At 68.4% G+C, this 25,399-nt stretch carries 22 protein-coding genes; 12 read left to right on the forward strand and 10 right to left on the reverse strand.

The genetic code is table 11. From position 1 onward, the window contains the following. Position 1: 1 nt before the first annotated feature. The 5 genes from DJ019_RS00905 to parE form a co-directional block, all read right to left on the reverse strand. Complete coding sequence (locus DJ019_RS00905; RefSeq protein WP_111274108.1) at positions 2–997, reverse strand: bile acid:sodium symporter family protein; 996 nt, start codon at positions 995–997, stop codon at positions 2–4. Next, positions 994–2,481 (reverse strand): amidophosphoribosyltransferase, encoded by a 1,488-nt coding sequence (gene purF / locus DJ019_RS00910; protein WP_111274109.1) that lies wholly within the window; start codon positions 2,479–2,481, stop codon positions 994–996. Before purF ends, DJ019_RS00905 begins: the two co-directional genes overlap by 4 nt. After that, entirely contained in the window at positions 2,478–3,080 is a 603-nt protein-coding gene (locus DJ019_RS00915) for a CvpA family protein (protein ID WP_111274110.1), read from the reverse strand. The genes purF and DJ019_RS00915 overlap by 4 nt, the downstream gene beginning before the upstream one ends. Further along, entirely contained in the window at positions 3,077–4,447 is a 1,371-nt protein-coding gene (gene radA, locus DJ019_RS00920; RefSeq protein WP_111274111.1) for a DNA repair protein RadA, read from the reverse strand. Before radA ends, DJ019_RS00915 begins: the two co-directional genes overlap by 4 nt. Before the next feature lie 88 nt (positions 4,448–4,535). Beyond that, positions 4,536–6,596: a DNA topoisomerase IV subunit B gene (parE, locus tag DJ019_RS00925; RefSeq protein ID WP_111274112.1), complete on the reverse strand. Its 2,061-nt coding sequence runs from the start codon at positions 6,594–6,596 to the stop codon at positions 4,536–4,538. A gap of 91 nt (positions 6,597–6,687) precedes the next feature. Between parE and DJ019_RS00930 the strand changes: the two genes are divergently transcribed. After that, positions 6,688–7,596, forward strand: coding sequence for an alpha/beta hydrolase (locus DJ019_RS00930; protein ID WP_111274113.1), 909 nt, complete (start codon positions 6,688–6,690; stop codon positions 7,594–7,596). Positions 7,597–7,712: 116 nt separating this feature from the next. After that, positions 7,713–7,931: a hypothetical protein gene (locus DJ019_RS00935; protein WP_111274114.1), complete on the forward strand. Its 219-nt coding sequence runs from the start codon at positions 7,713–7,715 to the stop codon at positions 7,929–7,931. A gap of 34 nt (positions 7,932–7,965) precedes the next feature. On the opposite strand, the gene DJ019_RS00940 is transcribed toward DJ019_RS00935, so the two are convergent. The 3 genes from DJ019_RS00940 to DJ019_RS00950 form a co-directional block, all read right to left on the reverse strand. Continuing rightward, entirely contained in the window at positions 7,966–9,930 is a 1,965-nt protein-coding gene (locus DJ019_RS00940; RefSeq protein WP_111274115.1) for a M61 family metallopeptidase, read from the reverse strand. Positions 9,931–10,060: 130 nt separating this feature from the next. Next, complete coding sequence (glnA, locus tag DJ019_RS00945; protein WP_111274116.1) at positions 10,061–11,470, reverse strand: type I glutamate--ammonia ligase; 1,410 nt, start codon at positions 11,468–11,470, stop codon at positions 10,061–10,063. A gap of 35 nt (positions 11,471–11,505) precedes the next feature. Continuing rightward, the gene (locus DJ019_RS00950) at positions 11,506–11,844 is read right to left on the reverse strand and encodes a P-II family nitrogen regulator (RefSeq protein WP_111274117.1); all 339 of its coding nucleotides are present in this window, start codon (positions 11,842–11,844) and stop codon (positions 11,506–11,508) included. Between the two features lie 242 nt (positions 11,845–12,086). On the opposite strand from DJ019_RS00950, the gene DJ019_RS00955 reads away from it, so the two are divergent. The 3 genes from DJ019_RS00955 (at position 12,087) to DJ019_RS00965 (ending at position 15,708) form a co-directional block, all read left to right on the forward strand. Continuing rightward, positions 12,087–13,625, forward strand: coding sequence for an acetyl-CoA acetyltransferase (locus tag DJ019_RS00955; RefSeq protein ID WP_111274118.1), 1,539 nt, complete (start codon positions 12,087–12,089; stop codon positions 13,623–13,625). A gap of 3 nt (positions 13,626–13,628) precedes the next feature. Continuing rightward, positions 13,629–14,198 carry a histidine phosphatase family protein gene (locus tag DJ019_RS00960; RefSeq protein WP_111274119.1) on the forward strand — a complete coding sequence of 190 codons (570 nt, stop codon included), beginning with the start codon at positions 13,629–13,631 and terminating at the stop codon, positions 14,196–14,198. Positions 14,199–14,295: 97 nt separating this feature from the next. Continuing rightward, complete coding sequence (locus tag DJ019_RS00965; RefSeq protein WP_111274729.1) at positions 14,296–15,708, forward strand: NAD(P)H-hydrate dehydratase; 1,413 nt, start codon at positions 14,296–14,298, stop codon at positions 15,706–15,708. Positions 15,709–15,901: 193 nt separating this feature from the next. Here the strand turns inward: DJ019_RS00965 and DJ019_RS00970 are convergent, their stop codons facing one another. Then, complete coding sequence (locus tag DJ019_RS00970; RefSeq protein WP_165843845.1) at positions 15,902–16,933, reverse strand: lysylphosphatidylglycerol synthase domain-containing protein; 1,032 nt, start codon at positions 16,931–16,933, stop codon at positions 15,902–15,904. 106 nt (positions 16,934–17,039) lie between these two features. On the opposite strand from DJ019_RS00970, the gene DJ019_RS00975 reads away from it, so the two are divergent. The 3 genes from DJ019_RS00975 to DJ019_RS00985 are packed head-to-tail and all read left to right on the forward strand — an operon-like array spanning position 17,040 to position 18,190. Beyond that, positions 17,040–17,471 carry a BON domain-containing protein gene (locus DJ019_RS00975; RefSeq protein ID WP_111274121.1) on the forward strand — a complete coding sequence of 144 codons (432 nt, stop codon included), beginning with the start codon at positions 17,040–17,042 and terminating at the stop codon, positions 17,469–17,471. A 52-nt stretch (positions 17,472–17,523) separates the two neighbouring features. Next, positions 17,524–17,847, forward strand: a complete 324-nt coding sequence (locus DJ019_RS00980) for a polyhydroxyalkanoic acid system family protein (RefSeq protein WP_111274122.1) — start codon at positions 17,524–17,526, stop codon at positions 17,845–17,847. Between the two features lie 58 nt (positions 17,848–17,905). Next, positions 17,906–18,190 (forward strand): hypothetical protein, encoded by a 285-nt coding sequence (locus tag DJ019_RS00985; protein WP_240606333.1) that lies wholly within the window; start codon positions 17,906–17,908, stop codon positions 18,188–18,190. A 16-nt stretch (positions 18,191–18,206) separates the two neighbouring features. Here DJ019_RS00985 and DJ019_RS00990 read toward each other — a convergent pair whose 3' ends face one another. Next, complete coding sequence (locus DJ019_RS00990) at positions 18,207–20,081, reverse strand: ABC-F family ATP-binding cassette domain-containing protein (protein WP_111274123.1); 1,875 nt, start codon at positions 20,079–20,081, stop codon at positions 18,207–18,209. 155 nt (positions 20,082–20,236) lie between these two features. Here DJ019_RS00990 and ndk point away from each other — a divergent pair, with 155 nt between their 5' ends. The 4 genes from ndk (at position 20,237) to DJ019_RS01010 (ending at position 25,394) form a co-directional block, all read left to right on the forward strand. After that, the gene (ndk, locus tag DJ019_RS00995) at positions 20,237–20,656 is read left to right on the forward strand and encodes a nucleoside-diphosphate kinase (protein WP_111274124.1); all 420 of its coding nucleotides are present in this window, start codon (positions 20,237–20,239) and stop codon (positions 20,654–20,656) included. Positions 20,657–20,727: 71 nt separating this feature from the next. Beyond that, positions 20,728–21,087, forward strand: coding sequence for a DUF6481 family protein (locus DJ019_RS01000; RefSeq protein WP_111274125.1), 360 nt, complete (start codon positions 20,728–20,730; stop codon positions 21,085–21,087). Between the two features lie 31 nt (positions 21,088–21,118). Beyond that, positions 21,119–21,853 carry a DsbA family protein gene (locus DJ019_RS01005; protein ID WP_240606335.1) on the forward strand — a complete coding sequence of 245 codons (735 nt, stop codon included), beginning with the start codon at positions 21,119–21,121 and terminating at the stop codon, positions 21,851–21,853. Positions 21,854–22,049: 196 nt separating this feature from the next. Next, the gene (locus tag DJ019_RS01010; protein WP_111274126.1) at positions 22,050–25,394 is read left to right on the forward strand and encodes an Ig-like domain-containing protein; all 3,345 of its coding nucleotides are present in this window, start codon (positions 22,050–22,052) and stop codon (positions 25,392–25,394) included. Positions 25,395–25,399: the final 5 nt, after the last annotated feature.

A 25,399-nucleotide genomic window follows, 5' to 3' on the forward strand; every position in this document is an offset into this window, starting at 1 on the left:
TCTAGCCGCTTTCGCCGGGGCTGTCAGGCCGCTCGGCATAGCGCTGGGCGATCGCCGCGCAGGCCATGAGCTGCATCTGGTGGAAGACCATCAGCGGGATCATCGCGACCCCCGCCACGGCGGGAGTGAACAGGGCGGCGGCCATGGGTGCGCCGCTGGCCAGGGACTTCTTCGAGCCACAGAAGACGATCGCAATCTCGTCCTCCTTGGAGAAACCCAGCGTGCGGGCCGCGAGCACCGTAAGGCCCAGAACCGCCGTGAGGAGGGCGCCGCAGAGCAGCAGCAGGCGGACGAGATCTAGAGCGCCCAGACGGCTCCAGACGCCCTCCACCACGGCTTCGGAGAAGGCGACGTAGACCACCAGGAGGATGGTTCCCCGGTCGAGTTTCCCGAGGGCCTTGGCATGGCGGCTCACCCATTCGCCGATCCAGGGGCGCAGGGCCTGGCCAGCCACGAAGGGAACAAGGATCTGAAGAATGATCGACCAGATCGCCGTGGGACTCATCGAGCCTTCGGCGTGCAGCAGGGCGCCCACGAGGAGGGGGGTGATGAAGACGCCAAGGATGTTCGAGGCGGATGCCGCGGCCACAGCGGCGGGCACGTTCCCGCGGGCGACACCGACGAACGCGATGGAGCTCTGGATGGTGGAGGGCAGGCAGCCCACGAGGATCAGGCCGGCGGCGAGTTCCGGCGGGGTGATCCAGGCGGGCGCCGCCGCAAGGCCGAGGGTGATCAGCGGGAATGCCGCGAAGGTCGCGGCCAGGATCACGAGGTGAAGCCGCCAGTGGACGAGGCCGCGGATCACCGCCTCGCGCGACAGTCGCGCGCCGTGGAGGAAGAAGACCACGCCGATCGCCACCTTGGTCACCCAGCCGAGACCGTCGGCGGCCGCGCCCCTGGCCGGCAGGATGGTGGCGGCCGCCCCCATCAGGACGATGAGGATGAGGTACCAGTCGGGCCTCAGCCGGGAGAGGAGGCCCGGCCGCTTCGTCGTCACGCGTCGACCAGGAACGAGAGCTGCCGCTCACGCACCTCGTTGCGACCCTCGGCGACCTCCTTGTCGAGAAGCCGGGTCGGGTAGTCGCCGGTGAAATAGTGGTCGGTGAACTGCGGATTGGCCGGGTCGCGCGTCGCTTCCATGGCCCAGTAGAGCCCGTCCACAGACAGGTAGCCCATGGAATCGACGCCGAGGATCCGGGTGATGTCCTCGACGGAGTGGTTGGCCGCCAGCAGCTTGTCGCGGTCGGGCATGTCGATGCCGTAGTAATCGGGCCACATGATCGGCGGCGAGGCCGATCGCAGGTGGACCTCCTTGGCGCCGGCTTCGCGGACCATCTTCACGACGCGGATCGAATTGGTACCGCGCACGATCGAATCATCCACCAGCAGAACGCGTTTCCCGGCGAGAACCGCGCGGTTCGGCGCGAGTTTCATGCGCACGCCCAGTTCACGCTCGCCCTGGGTCGGCTGGATGAAGGTCCGGCCGACATAGTGATTGCGGATGATGCCCATTTCGAAGGGCAGGCCGGTCTCCTGGGCGAACCCCAGAGCCGCCGGGACACCCGAGTCCGGCACGGGCACCACCACGTCCACGTCGGCAGGGGTCTCTTGCGCCAGACGGCGCCCCATGCGCTTGCGGACCTCGTACACGGAGCGGCCGTTCACGACCGAATCCGGGCGGGCGAAGTACACGTACTCGAAGATGCAGGGGCGGGCCTGTTGGGCGGGGAACGGTCGGAAGCTGCGCAGGCCCTTCTCATCGATGACGACCATTTCGCCGTGATCGATATCGCGCACAAAGGTGGCCCCGATCATGTCGAGGGCGCAGGTCTCGGACGCCAGCACGCACTTGCCGTCCAGCGTGCCCAGCACCAGCGGACGGATGCCGAGCGGGTCGCGCACGCCCACCAGCTTCTTGTTGGTCAGGGCGACCAGGGCGTAGCCGCCCTCGATCTGCTGAAGGGCCTCGGTGAAGCGCTCCAGGAACTTGGGCCGGCGCGAGCGGGCGATCAGGTGAAGAATCGCCTCGGAATCGGAGGTGGACTGGAAGATCGCGCCTTCCGAGACCAGCTGCTCCCTCAGGGCCAGGAAGTTGGTGAGGTTGCCATTGTGCGCCAAGGCCACGCCGCCTGCCTCGAGGTCGGCGAACATCGGCTGGACGTTGCGAATGAAGCTGCCGCCGGCGGTGGAGTATCGCGTGTGTCCGATCGCCGCCCGGCCCGGCAAGCGCTTGTTCAGGTCGCCGCCGCCGAAGGCGTCGCCGACGTAGCCCATGTGCCGCTCGGTGTGGAAGCCCTGGCCGTCGAACGCGGCGATCCCGCACGCCTCCTGGCCACGGTGCTGCAGGGCGTGCAGGCCAAGCGCGGTGATCCCCGACGCTTCAGGCACGTCCCAGATGCCGAAGACGCCGCACTCGAGGCGGGGCGTATCGTCGTCGGGGTCGCGCGCCGGCGGGGACCAACGCTCATGCTGCTGGCTCATCGGGGACGCTCCGGGCGGTCGGTGTCGGGTTCGCGCGCCTCGTAGCGCCCTGTCGCGGTTCTGTCACCTGACCCATCGTCGATCGCGCGCTGGAAAGCGGGTTTAAGGCGCCCTGCCACGTCGAGTCCCTTGGGTGCGAGTTCATCCAGCAAGCGCCCCATGTTGCTGGCTAGCGGCCAGGTCCGGGCGCCGGTGATCCATTGCGGACGGAGGTCTTCGGGCGTGGCGGCGTTGAACATGAGGAACAGAGCCCCCAGGACGATCAGACCGCGCCCGAGGCCGATCAGCAGGCCGAGGGAGCGGTCGAGGAAGCCGAGCATCTGGGTCTTCTGCACCCGCTGCGCGAGGCCTGCGCCGATCAGCCGCAGGGCGATGAAGGCGACGACAAAGACCAGGACCAGTGAAGCGACGGTCCCCAGCCAGTCTGGCTGGACCACGCCACGGACGGTCGGTCCGAACGCCGGCAGGCCCAGAACCGCCAGCGCCGCCGCCACGACCAGCGCCATGAGGGCGAACACCTCGCGCACCGCGCCACGGAAGAAGCCGACCGCCGCCGAAACGCCCAGCAGCATCAGAACGAGGATGTCGAACTGGCTCACGAGCGATCCCAGGCGGCGTCATGGATGCGCTGGACGGCGTCGGCTAGGCGGCTCGCGCCCGTATAGGCCACCGCCGCGCCGTCCACGTCGGCTGGGCCAAGCGCCTGACGGAAACCCAGCTTCGCGGCTTCCTTGAGGCGCGATTCCATCCGGCTAACCGGTCTCACCTCGCCGGACAGGCTGATTTCGCCGAACACGACGCAGTCCTGGGGCAGGGCGACGTCGAACGCCGAGGACGCGAGAGCGGCCGCGGCGGCGAGGTCGGCGGCGGGTTCGGAGATTCGAAGCCCGCCAGCGACGTTCAGATAGACATCCTTGTCGCCAAAGCCGAGCCCGCAGCGGGCCTCCAGCACGGCAAGGATCATGGCGAGGCGGCCGGAGTCCCAGCCGACGACCGCCCGGCGGGGTGTGCCGTAGGCCGACGGCGCCACCAGGGCCTGGATCTCCACCAGCACCGGGCGGGATCCCTCGATCCCGGCGAACACGGCGGCGCCTGCCGCGCGCTCTCCGGCGGTGTTGAGGAACAGCGCCGAGGGGTTTCTCACCTCGGTGAGCCCCGCGTCGCCCATTTCGAAGACGCCGATCTCGTCGGTGGCTCCGAAGCGGTTCTTGGCCCCGCGGAGGATGCGGAACGGATAGCCCCGCTCGCCCTCGAAGGCGAAGACGGCGTCGACCATGTGCTCGACCACACGAGGACCGGCGATGGCGCCTTCCTTGGTCACGTGGCCCACGAGGATGACGGCGAGGCCCCGCTTCTTGGCCAGGCGCACCAGTTCGCCGGCGGCCGCGCGCACCTGCGTCACCGAGCCGGGCGCGGCCTCGTGGTTGTCGCTCCACATCGTCTGGATGGAATCGATCACCACCAGGTCGAAGGGTTCGGCCTTCAAGCCGTCGAGGATGGCGCGAAGCGAGGTCTCGGCCGCCAGCTTCACCGGCGCGTCGGCGAGACCCATCCGCTGGGCCCGGCCACGCACCTGCTCGATCGCCTCCTCGCCCGAGATGTAGGCGCAGCCCTGTCCCCGCCGGGCCGCCTCGGCGGCGACCTGCAGCAGCAGGGTCGACTTGCCGACGCCGGGATCGCCGCCCACCAGGATGGCGGAGCCAGGGACAACCCCGCCACCGCAGACCCGGTCCCATTCGCCCACGCCGGTGGCGATGCGCGGCGGCGCGGGGGTGGCTTCGTCCAACCCTTCGAAGGCGAGATGGCGGCTCCGCGTGGCCTTGGTGGGCTTCAGTGCGCCCGGCGGCCGGCTGGCCAGTTCTTCGACCAGCGTGTTCCACGCGCCGCAGGCGGGGCACTGGCCAGACCAGCGCGTCTGCACGGCCCCGCAGGACTGGCAGGCATAGATGGCGCCGTCGCGGGCCATGGGTGCTCCTGATTCGGTCGGACCCGAGTCTATCCGAGCTGGCGTTCCCGGTCTGTGCTCGCGGGCGCTATCGCCTCAAAGTTCGCCCCTAGACGTCCAGGTCCGCCACGGCGAATTCCGCGTTCTCCTGGATGAACCGGAAGCGCAGCTCGGGCTTGCGGCCCATGAGGGCTTCCACCAGGTCCTCCACGGTCTCCTCCGCACGCGGCAGAGTGACCCGCGCCAGGGTGCGGGTCTTGGGGTCCATGGTGGTTTCCTTGAGCTGGGCGGGCATCATTTCGCCCAGGCCCTTGAACCGGCTGATGTCGGGCTTCTTGCCCTTGAACTCGCTGGCCAGCAGTTCGTCACGGTGCGCGTCATCGCGGGCGTAGACGGCTTTGCCGCCATGGCTGATGCGGTAGAGCGGCGGCAGGGCCAGGTAGAGGCGGCCGGACCGGATCAGGTCGGGCATCGTGCGGAAGAAGAAGGTGATCAGCAGGCTGGCGATGTGGGCGCCGTCCACGTCGGCGTCCGTCATGATGATGATGCGCTCGTAGCGCAGCTCTTCTTCCTTGAATTTCGAACCGGCCTGGACACCGAGCGCCAGGAGCAGGTCCGAAAGCTCCTTGTTGCCGCCGAACTTGTCGCTCGAGGCGGAGGCGACGTTCAGGATCTTGCCGCGAAGGGGCAGGATCGCCTGGTTCTTGCGGTCCCGCGCTTGCTTGGCCGAGCCGCCGGCCGAGTCGCCTTCGACCAGGAAGAGTTCCGCGCCGTCGATGGCCTGACCGGCGCAGTCGGCCAGCTTGCCTGGCAGCCGGAGCTTGCGCGTGGCTGAGGCCCGGGCGGTCTCCTTTTCCTTGCGCCGTTTCAGCCGCTCCTCGGCGCGCTCGACGACGAACTGGAGCAGGGCGCTCGCGGCCTTGGGCTGGGCGGTCAGCCAATGGTCGAACGGGTCGGCGACGGCCTTCTCCACCAGGCGCTGGGCCTCGGTGGACGAGAGTTTCTCCTTGGTCTGGCCCTGGAATTCGGGATCGCGGATGAAGACGCTGACCAGAGCGCCCGCCTGGGCCACCACGTCGTCGGCGGTGATCAGGCCGCCGCGTTTCTCGCCGATCAACTCGGCGTACTGCTTGAGGCCGCGGGTGAGCACCGCGCGCAGCCCGCTCTCGTGCGTGCCGCCTTCGGGCGTCGGGACTGTGTTGCAGTACGACTGCATGAAGCTGTCGGCTTCGCCGAAGCCGGCGGGGGTCCAGGCGATGGCCCACTCGACCTTGCCGGCCTCCCCAGGCCGCTCGTAGCGGCCGGTGAAGGGCGCCGGCGTCACCGTCTCCAGCCCCTTGATCCGTTCGGCCAGGAAGTCGGCGAGGCCATTCGGGAAGCGGAAGGTCGCCTCGGGCGGGGTCTGGTCGTGGATGCGGCTGGGGTCGCACTTCCAGCGGATCTCGACGCCGCCGAACAGGTACGCCTTGGACCGGGCCATGCGGTAGAGCCGCGCCGGCTTGAAGGCGACGCCCTCGCCGAAGATCACCGGATCGGGCGTGAAGCTGATCTGGGTGCCCTTCTTGCGCGTGGGGCCCAGCTTCTCGATCGGGCCAAGCGGCTTGCCGCGGGTGAAGGCCTGCCGCCACTCGAAGCCGTCCTTCCAGGCGGTGACTTCCACCCGCTCGGAAAGAGCGTTCACCACCGAGACGCCTACGCCGTGCAGACCGCCCGAGGTCTCGTACGCCTTGCCCGAGAACTTACCGCCCGAGTGCAGGACGGTCATGATCACTTCCAGCGCCGACTTGCCCGGGTGCTTGGGGTGCGGGTCGACGGGGATGCCGCGGCCGTCGTCCTTCACCGTCAGGGCGCCGTCGGCGTCGAGGCTGACCTCGATGACCTTGGCATGGCCGGCGACCGCCTCGTCCATGGCGTTGTCGAGCACCTCCGCGAAGAGGTGATGCAGCGCCCGCTCGTCGGTGCCGCCGATGTACATGCCCGGCCGCTTGCGGACCGGCTCCAGCCCCTCGAGGACCTCGATGTCCTTCGCCGAATAGCCCCCCGATGGCTTGGCGCCCGTGACCGCGGGATCGGGGCGCGGCTCGTGGCTCTCGGCCAGCGGCGCCGCCGGCGCGGGGTTCAGCGCGCCGTCGAACAGGTCGGGTAGCGGATTGGCGGAGGACTTCGACATGGACCCCGAAAGGTGGTGCGATTCTACAAGCGGCCGGTATGAATCGGCGGCCGCCCTAAGGCAATGCGGCGAGTTGCGGGGGAGGGATCGCATGGCCACTTGGAAGGATCCGCAGATCGCGGGGGTGAGGGCGCTTCTGGCGTCGCGCCAGGCCGATCCCAACGGCCCGCAGCCCAGCCTGGCCGAGCGCCGGGCGGCCATGGACGCGGTGGGCGAGATGGGGTCGCTGCCCACCCACTGCTTCCATGAACCGGCGACGGTGGGCGGGGTGAAATGTGAGCGCGTGTCGCCCGAGGGCGCGCTCCCGGGTCGTACGATCCTCTACCTGCACGGCGGCGGCTACACTCAGGGCAGCCCGCGAAGTCATCCGCCCATGGTTGCGCGGATCGCCGAGGCGGCCCGGGCGCAGGCGGTCGTGGCCGACTACCGCTTGGGGCCGGAGCATCGGTTTCCGGCCGCGGTCGACGACGCGGTGGCGGTCTATCGGGCGCTGCTGGCCAGCGGGGTCGAGGCGGGCAAGCTGATCGTGGCGGGCGACTCGGCCGGCGGCGGCCTGGCCATGGCGCTCGCGCTGGCGCTCAAGGCTGCCGAACTGGCCCAGCCGGCCGGATACTTCGTCATCAGTCCCTGGGCGGACCTGACCCAGTCTGGCGCCAGCTATCGCACCAAGGCCGACACCGATCCGTCGATCACCAAGGCGGGTCTGGACCAGATGGCGCAGGCCTATCTGGGTGGGCTGGACCCGCGCGATCCGCTCGCGTCACCGGTGTTCGGGGATTTCGAAGGCGTCGCGCCGGTCCTGATCCAGACCGGCTCGGAGGAGACGCTTCTGTCCGACAGCGTGACGCTCGCCGACGTGCTTGCTCATGCGCGGGTCGAGGTGCGGCTCGAGGTCTGGCCCGAGATGATCCATGTCTTCCACGCCTGGGGCGCGGTGCTGAACGCAGCGCGCCGGGCGATACGTCTCGCGGGGATCTGGATGGACGAACGGTATGCCTGAGGCGGCTCCATACCGCTGCGACGAAGCTTCGCGCTTGCCATAGTCGTGTTCTCGGGCGACGTTGGCTTCAGTTAGGCGAGCGCCGGGAACAGGCGCCGTTGCGGGAGGAACAAGATATGCCGCAATCTCAGGTCCGCAGCCGTACCGGGCTCAAGCTGCCGCCGGAAGTCATCAACATCGTCGGCACCTCCGCCGCGCTGGGCGCAGTGGTGGCGATCGGCTCGACGATCGTTGGAGTCCTGCCCGATCCGACGGCCTGGGAGTTCGCCGCCGCCTATCTCGCGCCGGGCGCCATCGCCTTCCTGGCCTACTGGTGGGTCGCCCAGAAGCTCTGAGCGACCCACGTCGGGGAAGCTTTCCGGCGGGCGGCTATTTCCGCGGCTCGTAGATCCGGCTGATCAGGTCCGGCGTCCCCTCTATACGCTCAAGCCGCGGATAGCGCAGGCCGCCCGTATAGGTGATCGCGGCCGTGCGATAGTGGTCGCCATTCTTGAGCAGCAGCTCGATCGGCTTACCGGCCTTTGCCTCCGTGATCGCCTTCTTGAGGCGGTCGGCGTCGTAGGCGATGCCGTTGACGGCGGCGATTCGAGTCGAGACCGTGAGCCCCGCGTTGAACGCGGGGCTGTCCCAGAGCACGCCCGTCACGTCGCCCTCTCGGTTCAGGGTCACCCCCAGGGAGTAGGTGAGATTGGTCGTCTTCGACGAGCTCTCGATCGCCTTGAAGTAGCCGGTGGGCTTTTCGTCATAGGCCAGGCGCCAGCCGCCGCGCGCCAGGCCGTCCAGCGGCGGCTTCACGGCGACCTGGCGGATGCGCTCGGTCAGGAACCCCCGCCAGTCGTAGGGCTCGACCGCGTTCAGTGTCTCCACCACGGTGTCGAAGGTGTAGGGGCGGGCCGTGTAGTCACCATCCTGCCCGCCGAAGAAGCGCCGGGCGAAGTCGTCTAGCGACCGCTTCCCGCCGGACCGCTGGCGAATGAGCGTGTCGGCGTCGAGCCAGACAAGCTGACCCTCGGAGTAGTAGTCCTCGCTGCGCTGCCACGTCGCCCACGGCTGGGGTCGGCGGGCGTTGATGACGGGGTCCTGGGTGGTGTCCTCCACCGTGCGCCAGCGGCGGCCGACCCGCACCTGGAAGGTGGCGGCGGTGGCGGCAAGCGCCTCCAGGGCCTCTTCCTTGGTGGTGATGCCCGAACGGGCGCCCAGCACATAGCCCCAGTACTGATCCTGCCCCTCGTAGACCCAGAGCAACTGGCCGCGCATGGGCACATTGAAGTTCGGCGTCCAGAGATCGGCGGGCCTGCGGGACTTGCCGTCCCAGCTATGGGCGTACTCGTGCGGCAAGAGGTTGCGGTCGCCGACGGCGGCGGCCCAGTCGGTGAAATAGCCGGGCTCGACCTGGTTCTCGCTGGACCGGTGGTGCTCCAGGCCGATGGAGCCCAGGCGCGCGGAGATCGCCAGCAGGAAGTCGTAGCGATCATAAGGCCTTGAGCCGAACAGCCTGTCGGCCTGGCGGACGAGATTGCGGTGCTTCTCGATCTGGTCGGGCTTGGCCTCAAGTTCGTCGGGCGTGTCGGCGAACATGTTCAGACGGACCGGAATCTTGCCGCCGGGGTCCAGGTCCACGACCTTGCCGTACTTGCCGGCGAACATCGGGGAATCGACCAGGGTCTCGAAGTCCACCGGCTTGAAGCGCACGACGTCGCCAGCCCGCCCCGCGTCCTCAAGGGCCAGGGCGTGGGTCCAGCCCGCGGGCAGCTTCACGCTGGGCTCGACCATGATGCGGCGGGTGAAGTAGCCCGCGGGATAGAGCGCCACCGCGTTCCACTGCAGGTTCAGCATCTCGGGCGTGACAACGACCCGGCCCTGGTTGGGCGCCGTGGGCGACAGGTACTGGAACTCGACCTGCAGCTCGCTCGCGCCTTCGGGAACGTCGACGTGGAAGGCGTAGACCTCGATCGGGTCTCGGGTCCAGGGAACCACCTGGCCGCCCGCCCGGATGACGAGCCCGGCGACCTTCTCGATCGGCCCACGCGGGGCGTGGTTGCCCGGCAGCCACTGGGGATACAGCAGGGTCGTCCGTCCGGCCCGATCGACCGGTATCGTCTGCCTCACCTGGATGATCCGGCGCTGGGTGTCGCTCGCATCGACCTCGAGGCGGATGACGCCCGGAAAGGCCACGTCACGCGGGGCGGCGATCGCCGTTGGCATGGCGGTCGGCTGCGGGCCCGCCGAGCCGGTGTCTGCGTTGGCGGGGAGGGCGATGCCGGCCAGCAAGGCGGCGGAGACGAGGAGTGCTGATTTCAAGGAATCTGGCCCCGGGCACGAACGGAAATTCATCGGGTTTTAGCCCGCTTCAACGCCTCGCCAGCAAGTGAATTATCGTTCGGCGACGGGCGGGGTGTGGCGCAAATGAAAAGGGCCGCGGATCGCTCCGCGGCCCTTCCTGACACCGCCTGACCTCAGGTGGCTAGCACTTGTAGTACATGTCGAATTCCACCGGGTGCGGGTGGAGTTGGAGGCGCATGACCTCTTCCATCTTCAGCTCGATGTAGCTGTCGATGAAGTCGTCATCCATGACGCCGCCCTTCTTGAGGAAGGCCCGGTCCTTATCGAGGTTCTCGAGCGCTTCGCGCAGCGAGCCGCAGACTTCCGGGATCTTCTTCTGCTCGCGCGGGGGCAGGTCGTAGAGGTTCTTGTCGGCGGCCGCGCCCGGATCGATCTTGTTCTCGATCCCGTCGATGCCGGCCATCAGCAGGGCCACGAAGGTCAGGTACGGGTTGCCCATCGGGTCCGGGAAGCGGGCTTCGATGCGCTTGGCCTTCGGAGAATCCACGTGCGGGATGCGGATCGAGGCCGAGCGGTTGCGGGCCGAGTAGGCCAGCTTCACCGGGGCTTCGTAGCCGGGGACCAGGCGCTTGTACGAGTTCGTCGTGGAGTTCGAGAACGCGTTGATCGCCTTGGCGTGCTTGATGATGCCCCCGATGTACCAGAGGCACATGTCGCTGAGGCCGGCGTACTTGTCGCCCGCGAACAGCGGCTTGCCGTTGCCCCAGATCGACTGGTGCACGTGCATGCCCGACCCGTTGTCGCCGAACATCGGCTTGGCCATGAAGGTGGCGGTCTTGCCGTAGGCGTGGGCCACGTTGTGGATCACGTACTTATAGAGCTGCAGGCGGTCGGCCATGGTGATCATGGTGTCGAACTTCAGGCCCAGCTCATGCTGCGCCGGCGCCACCTCGTGGTGGTGCTTCTCGGGCTTCATGCCCAGTTCGCCCATGACCGCCAGCATCTCGCCGCGCAGGTCCTGTCCGGAGTCGACCGGGTTCACCGGGAAGTAGCCGCCCTTCGGCCCCGGGCGGTGACCCATGTTGCCTTCCGGATAGGCCTTGCCCGAGTTCACCGGCAGTTCGCTGCAGTCGTACGAATAGCGGGTGTCGTGCGGGGCGGTGTTCCACTGCACGTCGTCGAAGATGAAGAACTCGGCTTCCGGCCCGAAATAGACCGTGTCGCCGATGCCCGAGGCCTTCACGTAGTTGAAGGCGGCCTTCGCGATCGAGCGCGGGTCACGGTTGTAGGGGGTGTTCGTGTCGGGATTCAGGATGTCGCAGAACAGCGCCAGGGTGGTCTGCTGGTAGAACGGGTCGATGATGGCCGTGTCCAGGTCCGGACGCAGCTTCATGTCCGACTCGTTGATGGCCTTCCAGCCGGCGATCGAGGAGCCGTCGAACATGGTGCCGTCGGTGAGGAACTCCTCGTCGACCAGGTCGATGTCGAAGGTCACGTGCTGCATCTTGCCGCGCACGTCGGTGAAGCGGACGTCGACGTATTTGACGTCCTTTTCCTTGATCATGTTCAGGATGTCTTTGGCGGAAGCCATGGTGGTTATCCCCTTCTTGAAGTCTCGGATGCTGGTCAGATCGCCACGGTCCCGGTCTCGCCGGTGCGGATGCGCACGACGTCCAGAACCTCGGAGATGAAGATCTTGCCGTCGCCAATACGGCCGGTGCGGGCGGCGCCTGAGATGGCCTCCACGGCGCGGTCGAGGTGGTCGTCGGCGACCACGACCTCGATCTTGATCTTTGGCAGGAAGTCCACGACGTACTCGGCGCCGCGGTAGAGTTCCGTCTGGCCCTTCTGGCGTCCATAGCCCTTGGCTTCGATCACCGTCATGCCCTGGACGCCCAGTTCCTGCAGGGCCTCCTTCACCTCGTCGAGCTTGAACGGCTTGATGATGGCTTCGATCTTCTTCATGCGGCTCGACTTGCACTGGGGGCGCCGGGGTTGATCGGCGCGATTGGCGCGAAGCAGCACGGGGCGGGGCTCGTCCACAAGCACGCAACGGTTGCCTGCCGTTGGGGCGGCTTGCGAAACTGTCCAGGCGCCTAGGAAATGGGCGCCTAGAGTTCAAAAAGCGATCATGTTGGAAAACGGCGCCCCGGCGTGAATTTCCGGCCCGGGATCGCGGCAAAGTTTGATTGGGAGACGGCTGGAGCATGGACGAACGGACCCCGGTGCTCATCGGAGCGGGCCAATTCACCTACCGGGGCGATCCCGGGTCGTCGCCGTCTCCGACGGAACTGCTGAAGATTGCGGCGGATCGGGCGGCGGAAGACGCGGGCATCGGCGCCGCGGGGCTGGCGGCCATCGATACCTTGGCCGTCGTCGGCTACACGATTGACGCTCCTGGCTCGAAGCGGGGGATGATCCCACACTCGACGAACCCGCCGGCGCAGCTCTCGAAGCAGCTCGGCGCGACCCCTCGCTGGTCGGTCTACACCGAGATGGGCGGCAACACGCCTCAGTACGTGATCAATACCCTCGCGGAGCGCGTCGCCAGGGGCGAGACGCAGCTCGCTCTGACTGTCGGCGCAGAGTTCCTGGGCTCGGCCATGAAGCGGGCGACGAAAGGCCTGTCGTTCGACGATTGGAAGGCCAAGGAAGACGAGACCCTCGAGACGCCCCAGCGCCTGGGCGATCCACGTCCGGGCAACACCGCCTATGAGGCGCGTCACGGGCTGGACCGGCCGATCAACATCTATCCGCTGTTCGAGAACGCCTTGAGGGCGCGCGACGGCCGTTCGATCCCGGATCACCAGGCCCGCCTGGGCAAGCTCTTCTCGAAATTCACCGAGGTCGCGGCGCAGAACCCCGAGGCCTGGTTCCCGATCAAGAGGTCGGCCGAGGAACTGGTGACGGTCAACGAGAAGAACCGGATGATCGGCTTCCCGTATCCGAAGCTGCTGAACGCCATCATGGAGGTCGACCAGTCGGCGGGCGTGATCGTGGCCAGCGTCGCCAAGGCGCGGGAACTGGGCGTTCCCGAGGACCGCTGGGTCTATCTGCACGGCTGCGCCGACGCCGCCGACCTGTGGAACCCCCTGGACCGGCAGAACTTCCACTCCAGCCCCGCCATGCGGCTCACCGGCAAGCGGGCGTTCGAGATGGCGGGCATCGGGCTGGACCAGATCGGCCTGATCGACCTCTATTCGTGCTTCCCGGTGGCGGTGGAAGTCGGCGCCGAGGAGCTCGGTCTGTCGCTCGACGATCCCCGGGGGCTGACGGTCACCGGGGGGCTCCCCTACGCAGGCGGCCCGGGCAACAACTACGTCATGCATTCGGTCGCGGTGATGGTGCAGCGCCTGCGCGAACGCCGTGGCGAGTACGGCCTGATCACCGGCAACGGCTGGTACCTGACCAAGCAGTCCACGGGCATCTATTCCACCAAGCGGCCCGATCGGCCGTTCGAGCGCCAGGATCCGGCCGTGATCCAGCGGGAAATCGACGCCCTGCCGCATCCCGACATCACCGAGACGCCCCAGGGTACGGGCACGATCGAGACCTACACCGTCGTCCACCGCCGGGAAGGTCCGTTCAGGGCGATCATCATCGGGCGCGACGAGAACGGTCGACGGTTCGCGGCCTACAGCCCCGAGGATCCCGCGCTGCTGGCCGGCATGGAGACCACCGAGCAGGTGGGACGCAAAGGTTCCGTCGCCCAGGTTGACGGACTCAACGTCTTCACGCCGAACTGAGCCATGGCCCGCCTGTACCTGATCCGCCACGGAAAGCCGTCCTCGACCTGGGGCGACCACGATGAAGACCCCGGACTGGACGAGGCGGGTCAGGCGCAGGCCCGCGCAGCTCGCGATTGGTTGCTGGGCCTGCCGGAGGCCGAGCGGCCGAAGCGGGTGGTGAGTTCACCGCTCCGGCGTTGCCGCGAGACGGCCGAGCCGACCGCGTTGGCCCTGGGCGTTCAGCCGGAGATCGACCCCGCGATCGGTGAGATCCCGACCCCAGCGGCGCTGTCAGCGGCCGACCGGCCGGCATGGCTTCGACAGGCGTTCCTTGGAACCTGGGCCGAGATCCAGGGCGACCTGGACTACGACGCCTGGCGTGGCGCGATCGTCGAGTCACTCGCGGTCCGCGGCGACACCGCAGTCTTCTCACACTACGTGGCGATCAATGCGGTCGTCTCGCGACTGACCGGCGTGGATCAGGTGCTCGCCTTCCGTCCCGACCACGCCTCGATCACCGTCCTGGAAACCGATGGACGCACGGTGCGCCTGGTCGCAAAGGGCGCCGAGGCCGCGACCCAGGTCCTGTAGCTCGGGGCTTGAACGGGCCCGCGGCGCGGGGGAAGAGGGAGCCCTGTTCGCCAAGGAGCGTCCCTTGCCAGCCCGCCCCATCCTGACCGTCGCCGAGATGACCGCCGCGGACCGGGCGGCGATCGCCGCCGGCACGCCGGGCGAAATGCTGATGGAGCGGGCGGGGCAGGGGGTGGTGGAGGCCATCCTCGCCCGGTTCGAGGTCCAACCGGTGACGGTGCTGTGCGGTCCGGGCAACAACGGTGGCGACGGCTACGTCGTGGCCCGACTTCTGAGCGAACGGGGCTGGCCGGTGGAGGTCCGCGCGCTGGCCGAGCCGGCCACGGACGACGCCAGGACGATGCGAGGCCGCTGGTCGGGCCCGGTGAAGCCGCTGTCCGGCCCCGTGGGGGAGGGGCTGGTCGTCGACGCGCTGTTCGGGGCGGGTCTCGCCCGGCCGCTCGATGGCCTCGCGGCCGCCGCCGTCACGGCGCTGACGAATCGGGCCGAGCAGGTGATCGCCGTCGACATCCCGAGCGGTTTGCCGGGAGACACCGGCGCGCCCCTCGGCGTCGCTGTCTGCGCGGGCCTGACCGTCACGTTCCACGCCCGCAAGCCGGCCCATGTGCTCGAACCCGGACGGAGCCTGTGCGGGGAGATCGTCGTCGTCGACATCGGCCTGGGAGAGACGCCGACCAGGCTGGTGGAAAACGGCCCAGAGGCCTGGGCGGCGAGGTTTCCGTGGCCGGAAACCCACTCGCACAAACATGCCCGTGGCCGGCTGATCGTGGTGAGCGGCGACGCCTGGAGCACGGGAGCGGCTCGCCTCGCCTCGCGGGGCGGTCTGCGGATCGGCGCCGGCCTGGTGACGATCCTGTCGACCGAGGAGGCCCTCGCGTCCAACGCCGCTCACCTCGAGGCGGTGATGCTGAAGCCGTTCGCCACCGAGCTGGAACTCGAGCAGGCGGCCGATCACGCGGACGCGGCGATCATCGGGCCGGCGGCCGGGGTGAGCGAAACGACGCTGCTGAATGTGCTGGCTCTCGCGCGGACCGGCGCAGCGCTCGTGATCGACGCCGACGCCATCACCGTCTTTCGGGACGATCCGGAGGAGCTGTTCTCGGTGTTGGATCGGGATGACGTGCTGACGCCCCACCCGGGCGAGTTCGAGCGTCTGTTTCCGGGTGTGTTGAAGGCGGCGCCCGAACGGATCACCGCCGCACGCCGCGCGGCGGAGCGAGCAGGGTCGGTGGTGCTGCTGAAGGGGCCGGACACCGTGATCGCCGCGCCCGACGGCCGGGCGGCTGTGAACCTCAACGGCTCGCCATGGCTTGCGACGGCCGGCTCCGGCGACGTGCTGGCCGGGTTCATCGGGGGCCTGGTCAGCCAGGGGATGGACAGCTTCGACGCCGCCTGCGCCGGGGCCTGGATCCACGCCGAAGCGGCTGCATTGCACGGGCCGGGCCTGATTTCCGAGGATCTGCCGGGGCTGGCGCCTCGGATTCTGCGCCGGCTGTACGCGGAAAGGTAGGCCCGAGAGAGACCCCTTAAGGGTCGCCCCGGCCCCGCGACGGGAGGCGGGGGCCGGGGCGTACGGCGGCGGATGTCGGGGAACAGGGCCGCCACCGCGTTCTGTCCGTATGTGTGGGAGATGCTCGGACCCAGCAGTTACGGCCCGCTGACGAGGCCGGATGCAGGCGGATGCATCCGCGGCAGGATTTTTTTCAGCGCCTGCGTCGGGCCTGTTCGCGCAGCGTGTCGACCGCCAGGGCGAGGCTGGCCAGCAGCAGCGGCAGCAGGAAGAAGAACAGCCGATATCCCAGGAAGGCGGCGGCCAGGGCGGCGGGCTGCAGACCCTTGGTGAGGGTCGACACCGACCCCTCGAACACCCCGACGCCGCCGGGGACGTGAGAGACGAGGCCCACCACGACCGAGGGAGCGTAGGCGCCGACGAAGGTGAAGTAGCCGATAGCCCCCGCGGGCAGCAGCACCCAGATGATCGCCGCCGCCACCGCATTGTCCAACGCGCCGATGGTCGCCTGGGCGATCGCCACGCGCCAGGAGGGGAGGCGCACGCTGTGGCCAAACGCCCGCAGTGGCCGGTGGAGGACAGCGCATAGCACGATGTAACCCAGCACGCCGGCGAGCAGCGCGACGCCTAGCCCGTCCGCCACGGGATTGGCGATGCGGCTGACCTGGGCGATGTCCCGGCTGCCGGCCAGAAGGAGGGCCAGTCCCGCCAATGTCGACAACCCGACGGTGAACGAGAATCCGTGGAACAGCGTCGCCGCGGCCACCTGGCGCAGCGTGATCCCGTGTTTCGCGTAGAAGCGCGCCCGCACCGCCCCGGACACGATGAGGTTCGCCCCCAGGGTGTGTGCGATGGCGCTGGCGATGAACGATCCGGCCAGGGCGGATGGGACCGCGATCTTCGCTCCCGCCCAGCGGAGCCCCATCCACTCCACGCATCCCATCAGCAGGAAGCTTGACGCCGATAGGCCGAGGGCGAGGGCGACGGTGTCCCAGCCCCAGGCCCGCACGGCCTCAGCGACCTCGGCAAGGCTGATCTCATGGAACTCGCGCCAGAGGATGTAGGCGGCGGCGCCCAGCAGCAGGAACGCCAGGAGATGCCAGACGAGCTGGCGCATGAGGCGGAAGAACCGGCGCCCCTGCGTGGCCGGCAGCGCGGCGGCGAGCTCTTCCTCCATGTCTTCCGGAGGCGGGTCGTGGCGAGCGTCAGGTTCGAACGGGAGCAAGCGCTGCGGATCCTGAATCGGCCGGGTGCCCATCGTCCCTCTCTGGAACCGAAGCGCAAGGCGCCGGTTTCTGCCGCATCTTCACGACGGAATTGAGGAGGAGACCATGCGGCGCGACGACTGGCGCGACGGCGAGCGCGAACCACTGCGGCGGTTGCGAGACCATGACCCCCGACCGAATGACTTTGGCCAGGCCGACTATTCCGACCGCTATCGCTACGACCCCGTGCACCGGACCGGCTACCGGGCCGATGACGCCGACGGGATTCATTTCGATGACCACGATCGCCGTCGCCACCGCGGGCCGTCCGATCGCGTCCTCTGGGCGGTGATCATGGAGCGGCTCGAGGACGAACGCCGCCTGGACCTGTCCGACGTCGAGGTCGACGTCCGGCACGGAGAGGTCTTCCTGGACGGCACGGTGCGGCACAAGGCCGATAAGCGGAGGATCGAGGACATCGCGGACATCGAGGGAGTCCGGAACGTGCAGAACAACCTGCGTCCCCGGGAACGGAGCCGGCGGTGGGCCTTCCTCTAGGCTCGAGGGGGCGCGCGGGAACCGGCGCCGGCGTTTCGGCCGTTGATGTGACATGAGCAAGCCGGTCGTCGTCTCGATTCCCCATGAACTTGGCCGCGCCGAGGCGCGACGGCGGATCGACGAGGGCGTCGAGCGCCTCACCGGCCAGATCGGCGCGGTGGGAGAGCTTCGGAAGGCCTGGGCGGGGGACGTCCTCAGCTTCTCGCTGCAGGCGATCGGACAGATGGTCACCGGAACAATCGCCGTGGGCGAGCGCGACGTCCGGCTGGAAATCAACCTGCCCGGAATATTCGCGATGATCGCGGGGAAGGTGAAGGGACGGCTCCAATCCGAGGGGCGGATCCTGCTCGGCCCACCCAAGTCGGACCACAAGTGACCGGCAACCTCGGCTGCCGACGGACGTTTCGGACCAAGACACAGTCAGGAGACAGAAGATGCCGCATCGCCAGAGCCCGGAAGAAGCCGAACGCGCCTTCACCCACGGCTCCAGCGGGGCCACGGCGGACATGGCGTCCGATCCGAAGGGACCGATCGCCGAACATCGTCACATAGACGCCCCCGCCACCCGGCCGGCGCAGCCGCCGCCGGAGGGCCGGAAGGTGGATCACTTGGCCGAACGGGAGGCCGGCGCGGAAGACCGGCAGGAAGCTTTGCTCGACGAAGCGATCGAAGAGACGTTCCCGGGATCGGATCCGATCAGCCCAAAGCACATCACCTGAGCCTAGGGCGCTAGGCTCACTTGAGCGCTTCGTAGGCCTCCTGGGCCTCCAGCCATTCCAACTCCGCCGCCTCCAGGGCCGCCTGGGCGCTGGTGCGGCGACGGGCCAGCTCTGCGCCCTTGGCGGCGTCGCTCGCGAACACGGCGGGGTCGGTGAGCGCCTGGTCGATCCGCGCGAGTTCCTGGTTTGCCCGCGCCAGGGCCGCTTCCGCCGCCTCAGCCCGGCGACGTGCGGGCCCGGTCGGGACCTTCGGCCTGGATGTCGGTGGAGGCGGCGGAGCTTCCATTCCCGGCGGCGCTTTGACCTGGGTCGGGCTGCGCGCGGCCTGACGCGCCCGTTCCAGCACGTAGGCGGCATAGTCTTCCATGTCGCCGTCGAATGGCTGGATCGTTCCGTCGGCCGCGAGCCAGAGGCGATCCGCCACCAGTTCCATCAGCGAGCGGTCGTGAGTGATCAGGATCACCGCGCCCTCGTACTCGTTGAGCGCATCGAGAAGCGCCCGCCGGCTATCGATGTCCAGGTGGTTGGTCGGTTCGTCGAGGATCAGGAGATGCGGCGCCTCCATGGCGACGAGGTTCAGCAGCAGTCGGGCCCGCTCACCGCCCGACAGGTTGGCGACGGTGGTCTCGACCTTCTCGAACCCGATCCCGTATTGGGCGAGGCGCGACCGACGGGAGGCCTCCGACGCTTCAGGCATCACGCGGCGGATGATCTCCAGCGGCGTGTCGGCGGGATCCATCGCCTCGATCTGATGCTGGTGGAACCAGCCGACCTTCATCCGAGGGCTGCGGTGCAGCTTGCCGGACTCTGTCGTCAGGGCTCCGGCCACCAGCTTGGCGAACGTCGACTTGCCGGCGCCGTTCACTCCCAGGAGGCCAATCCGGTCGTCGATATCGAGCCGCAGGTTCAGCTTCCGTAGGATCGGCGCGCCACCGTAGCCGACGGCGGCGTCCTCGAGGCGCAGCAGTGGCGGGGCCAGCGGCCGGTCAGGCGATGGCAGGACGAAGGGGGTGACCCGCTCCTCGACCACGGCTGCGACCGGCGGCAGCTTGGCGATCATCTTCAGGCGGGACTGGGCCTGGGTCGCCTTGGAAGCCTTGGCGCGGAACCGGTCCACGAATGACTGCAGGTGCGCGCGCTGCGCCTCGATCTTGACCCGGGTCGCCTCCTGCAGCCGCAGCTTCTCGGTGAGCTGGCGTTCGAAGTCGTCGTACCCGCCGGTGTAGAGTTCCAGCTTGCCGTCCTTGAGATGCAGGATGTGGTCGCAGGAGTTGTTCAGCAGCTCGCGGTCGTGGCTGATCACGATGGCCGTGTGCGGGTACTTCTTGAGGCGCGCCTCAAGCCACAGGGCGCCCTCCAGGTCGAGGTAGTTTGTGGGTTCGTCCAGCAGCAGGAGGTCCGGCTCCGCGAAGAGACTCGCCGCCAGCGCGACGCGCATGCGCCAGCCCCCTGAGAACTCGGCCATCGGCCGGGCCAGGTCCGCCTGGCTGAAGCCGAGGCCGGCCAGGATTTCCGCGGCGCGCGAGGGGGCGCGGTCGGCGTCGATCTCGATCAGCCGGGCGTAGATATCGCCCATCTCCTCGGGCGGCGCGCTTTCGAGGCGCTGGAGGAGCGTGTGGCGCTCGACGTCGGCCTCCAGGACCGTATCCATAAGGCTGACCGGTGTGGCGGGATGCTCCTGGTCGACCGATCCGATGCGCGCCTGGCGCGGCACGCCGACCTCGCCGCCGCCCGGCGTGAGCTGGCCGAGGATCACCTTGAACAGCGTGGACTTGCCCACGCCGTTGCGGCCCACCAGGCCGACCTTGGCGTCCTTGGGAAGGATCACGCTGGCATGGTCGAAGAAGCGGCGTCCCCAGGCGTCGAGGACAAGGTCGTTGATGTGGAGCATGGGGAAACCGTGGGTGGGGGCGGCCTCTAGCAGACCCGCGACGCTGCGTCATGGGCGTCGATGGGTTGCCTCGCAGCCGAGGTTGGCGATATAGACGCGCCCACCTCGCGAAGCCGCTTCGCGCATCTCCCAAAACTTGAGCCCCAACGGAGCCCATGACCGAACGCACCTTCTCGATCATCAAGCCGGACGCCACCGAGCGGAACCTGACCGGCAAGGTCAACGCGGTGATCGAGGACGCCGGCCTGCGGATCGTCGCCCAGCGGCGCATCCGCATGACCCGCCAGCAGGCCGAGACGTTCTACGAAGTCCACAAGGAGCGCCCGTTCTTCGGCGAGCTCGTCGACTTCATGACCTCGGGCCCGGTCGTGGTGCAGGTGCTGGAAGGCGAAGGCGCCGTGGCCAAGTACCGCGAAGTCATGGGCGCGACCAACCCGGCCCAGGCCGCCGACGGCACCATCCGCAAGCTGTTCGCCAAGAGCGTCGGCGAGAACTCGGTGCACGGCTCGGACAGCCTCGAGAACGCCAAGATCGAGATCGCCCAGTTCTTCACCGACGCCGACATCGTCGGCTGACCCGAACGCAACGAGTTCCGCTCGGCGGGGTTATCTCCGCCGAGCCACCTATCAGACAACCATAAGTGAGCATGAGAGAATCCAAGGTTATGCCTGGCTTCTCCGATCGCCTCGCCGCGCAGGCCGAGGCCCGGAAGGCCCTTCTCGCGAAGTTCAAGCCCAAGCCGGCCGTGCAGGCCGAGGGCGCTTTCGAGACCCGTGAACAGAAGAAGGCCCGCGAGCTCGAGGAAGTGCGCGCCCGCCGCGCCGCCGAAAAGGAAGCTGCCCGCCTCGCCAAGGAAAAGGCCGAGGAAGAGGCGCGCCTCGCTCGCGAGAACGACGAGGAGCTGATGCTCCAGTTGAAGCGGGAAGAGCGCAAGGCGCGCAAGGCCGCCGAAAAGGAAGCCGCGCGGGCAAAGCGCGAGATGAAGGCGCAAGCGCGCCGCGGCTGAGCCGTCGCACAAGTGGCCGCCGGACGCCCCGGTGGCCGCCGCCCTCGCGGAACTGCAGCTTCAGCAGGCGAATGTCGGCGTGACCGGCAGGGCTTTCGCTGCGATCATTCGCGCGAAGGAGCCCGCGATGGACGGTCCGCACCTGATCTACTTCGCCGATCCCATGTGTTCATGGTGCTACGGATTCTCGCCGGTGATCGATCAGATCCGGCGGGCCTACGGCGACGCGCTGCCGATCCGGGTCGTCATGGGTGGGCTTCGGCCCGGGACAGACACGCCGATGACGCCCGAGGCGAAACGCCAGGTGGCCGGTCACTGGACCCACGTCCACGAGGCGTCTGGCCTGCCCTTCGATCCGGCGATCCTGGACCGTGACGGCTTCATCTATGACACCGACCCGGCCGCCCGCGCGGTCGTCGTGGTGCGTCGACGGGGCGAGGACGTGGCCGCGCGCTACCTGGGCGCGGCCCAGCGGGCCTTCTACGCCGAGAACCTCGATGTGACGTCGGGCGAAGTCCTTGCCGATCTCGCCGCGGATTTCGGGCTCGACCGCGACGACTTCCTCGCCGCGTGGTCTTCCGACGACGCCAGGCAGGAAACCTGGCGCGACTACGCCATCTCGCAGAGGGCGGGCGTCACCGGATTTCCAACGCTGGTCGGTGGTCCGAACGAGCAGGGCGCCTTCGGCGTGGTGACTCGCGGCTATGCGCCGCCCGAGCAGGTCTTGGCGGTCCTTCGCGACTGGATCGCCGGCATCGCCGCCTGACCCGACAACGAGCGTCGTTGTCCTTTCCTTGAGCTGTGACGTAGCTGTCACGTCCTGAGGCTACGAGCGGGGGTGACGCCAACCGGAGCGAGTGCTCAGGTTGGAGTCAGGGGGAGCACACCGACTCGCGACAGGCCCGCGCCTCGCGTCGCGCCGATGCCCGCCCTTGTTTGCAACTCCTCAGGCGGACTCACTCATGCCGACTACCTTCCAGCCGGGCGACCTCGCGATCGTCGGCTACAGCGCCGACACGACCGCCGGCGCGGGCGCGACGCCCAAGTCCCTGGCCTTCGTCGTTCTGACGGACGTCGAAGCGGGCACCGTCGTCAACTTCACCGACAACGGCTGGCTGGCCGCCGGTGGCTTCCGCGCCAATGAGGGGACCATCGCCTACACCTTCTCAGGGCCGGTCACGGCCGGCACGGTGATCACCATCTCGGGCCTGACCGGGCAACTCAACCCATCGGCCAGCGGGGACCAGTTCCTCGCCTACCAGGGGACCGCCGCAAGCCCGGCGTTCCTGTTCGCGATCGACTTCGCGGACAACAACGCCACCTTCGCGGGCGACGCCACCAATTCCAACACCTCGGCGATTCCGACCGGCCTGACGTTCGGCTCGACCGCCCTGGCTTTTGGGCCCGACAACGGGGCCTATACCGGGGTCACGAGCGGAACCGCCGCCGAGCTCCGGGCCGCCATCGCCAACCCCGCCAACTGGACGACGAACGACGCTGCGGCGGTTCCCTACGCCGCCAGCTTCAACGTCACCGGGGGGGTGACCACCGTCTCGATCTCGGACGCCACGGTCACGGAGGGTGACAGCGGAGAGACCCTGCTGACGTTCACTGTCACGCGGTCCGGGACCGGCGACGCCTTCACCGTCGACTTCGCCACCCAGAACGTGTCCGCCACCGCGGGCGAGGACTATGTCGCGGCGAGCGGAACGCTCTCATTCACCGCGGGCGGCGCCGCGAGCCAGACGATCACGGTCCGCGTCACGGGCGACCTCGCTACCGAACAGGACGAGACGCTCCAGGTGGTGCTCGCCAACCTGCAGGTCGCAACCGGGGCCGTCGGCATCATCGACGCGACCGGTCTGGGAACGATCCAGGATGACGACGCCCCGTTCGTCCGCATCTACGACATCCAGGGCGCCGGACATCTATCGGAGTACGACGGCCGGAGAGTTGAGACGGAAGGTGTGGTCACCGCCGTCGACACCAACGGGTTCTGGATGCAGGACGAGGCCGGCGACGGCGACGCCGCCACGTCGGACGGCATCTTCGTCTTCACCAGCAGCCCGCCGACTGTCGCCGTGGGCGACAAGCTCACCGTCAGCGGCACGGTCGACGAGTTCCGCGCGGGCGCAGCCACCAACCTGACCATCACCGAGATCGTCTCGCCGACGATCACCAAGATCGGGATGGGGACCATCGCGCCGACGGTTCTTGGGGCGGGCGGCCGCGAGGCGCCCACGGAGGTGATCGACAACGACGGCCTGGCCGTGTTCGACCCCGAGCAGGACGCCATCGATTTCTACGAGAGCCTGGAAGGGATGCTGGTCACCATCCCCGACGCTCAGGCTGTGGCTCTTACGGACGACGGTGCGACCTGGGTCGTTCCCGACTCGGGCGCCGGGGCCACGGGACTCAACGACCGCGGCGGGATCACCATCGCCGACGGCGACATGAACCCTGAGCGGATCCAGGTCTACGTGGACAGCGGTGTCCTGCCGGGCTTTTCGGCGACCTATGACATGGGCGACCAGCTCGGCGATGTCACCGGCGTCGTCAGCTACTACGCGGGCAACTACGAGGTCATCGCCACGGCGATCGAGAACGCGGTCGCGCCGGGTTCGCCGCCCGACGACACCTCGGCCCTGGTGGGTGATGCGACCCATCTCACGATCGCGGCGTACAACCTCGAAAACCTGAACGCGTCGGCCTCCGCGGCGAAGGTGGGCGGCCTTGCCGCCGATATCGTGAACAACCTCAACGCGCCCGACATCATCGGCGTCGAGGAAGTCCAGGACGCCGACGGCGCGGGCAGCGGCGGGAACATGAGCGGTCACCCGTCGGTCCAGGCGCTGATCGACGCCATCGTGGCGGCCGGCGGGCCTCAGTATGTCTACATCGAGATCGCCCCGACGCCAGGCTCCAACGGCGGCGCGGCAAACACCAACATCCGCAATGGCTTCCTCTACAACCCCGACCGCGTCGAGTACGTGGAGGGGTCCGCCCGGCTGATCGATCCCGACAACTCCGCCTTTGTCGGCAGCCGCAAGCCTCTGGCCGCGGACTTCGTCTTCCGGGGCGAGGTGGTGACGGCGATCGACGTGCACTCCACCTCCCGCCTGGGGAGCGATCCCGGACTGTTCGGCGAGCGTCAGCCCCCGTTCGCCGAGGGTGAGGCCCAACGCATCGCGCAGAGCCAGGCGATCCGCGAGTTCGTGCAGGACCTGCAGGCCTCGAAGCCGGACCAGCACGTCGTGGTGATGGGCGACTTCAACGGCTTCCAGTTCGAGGACTCGTTGACCCTGCTCGAAAGCGGCGGGGTGCTGACGAACCTGTCGCACCTGCTCGATCCCAGCGATCGCTACAGCTACGTCTTCGAGGGCAACTCCCAGCAGATCGACCATATGCTGGTGTCGCAGGGGCTCTATGAAAACGCCCAGTTCGACACGGTCCACCTGAACAGCGGGAAGGCCGGCTTCCGGCCGACCGACCACGACCCGGTGCTCGGACGCTTCTTCGTCAACACCGCGCCGACGGCGGCGAACGACTCCGCAGTGGTCGTTGAGGACGCCAGCATCGTCATCGACGTCCTGGCCAACGACAACGACCCCAACACCGGCGACACGAAGGAGATCGTCTCGGTCTCCGCGACGGCGAAAGGCGCGAGCGTCTCGATCCAGGACGGCAAGATCGTCTACGTGGCCGACCCCGATATCTTCGACCTGCTGACGGCCGGCCAGAGCGCGAACGACACCTTCACCTACGTCATGCGTGACGCCGGGGGCGAGACCAGCACGGCGACGGTCTCGGTGACGGTGAATGGCGTGGCCGACGGCCCGAGCCAGGCGGGCGGTGTCGGCGCAGACGTCCTTGTGGGCACGGGCCTCGATGAGAAGCTCGATGGCGGGAACGGTGACGACACGGTCACGGGCGGGGCGGGCGCCGACACGGTGCTCGGGTCGAACGGCAACGACAGCGTGGCCGGCGGCGCGGGCATCGACAGCCTCTCGGGCGCCAACGGCGACGACACCCTGGCCGGCGGCGCCGGCGACGATGTGCTGACCGGCGGCCGTGGCGGCGACGTGTTCATCTTCGGGCCCGGGTTCGGGGACGACATCGTCACCGACTTCCGCGGCGAGGATGAGATTCGCTTCCAGGGCGCGGGCTTCGTGGACTTTGCCGACATGCTGGCCCACGCGGTCCAGACCGGCGCCCACGTGGTGATCACCAACGCCGCTGGCGACAGCCTTCAGCTCAACAACACCCAGCTCGGCTCGCTGCAGTCGGCCGACTTCCTTTTCGCGTAAGGACT

It is taken from the genome of Phenylobacterium kunshanense, assembly GCF_003254525.1.
GTDB lineage: Bacteria > Pseudomonadota > Alphaproteobacteria > Caulobacterales > Caulobacteraceae > Phenylobacterium > Phenylobacterium kunshanense.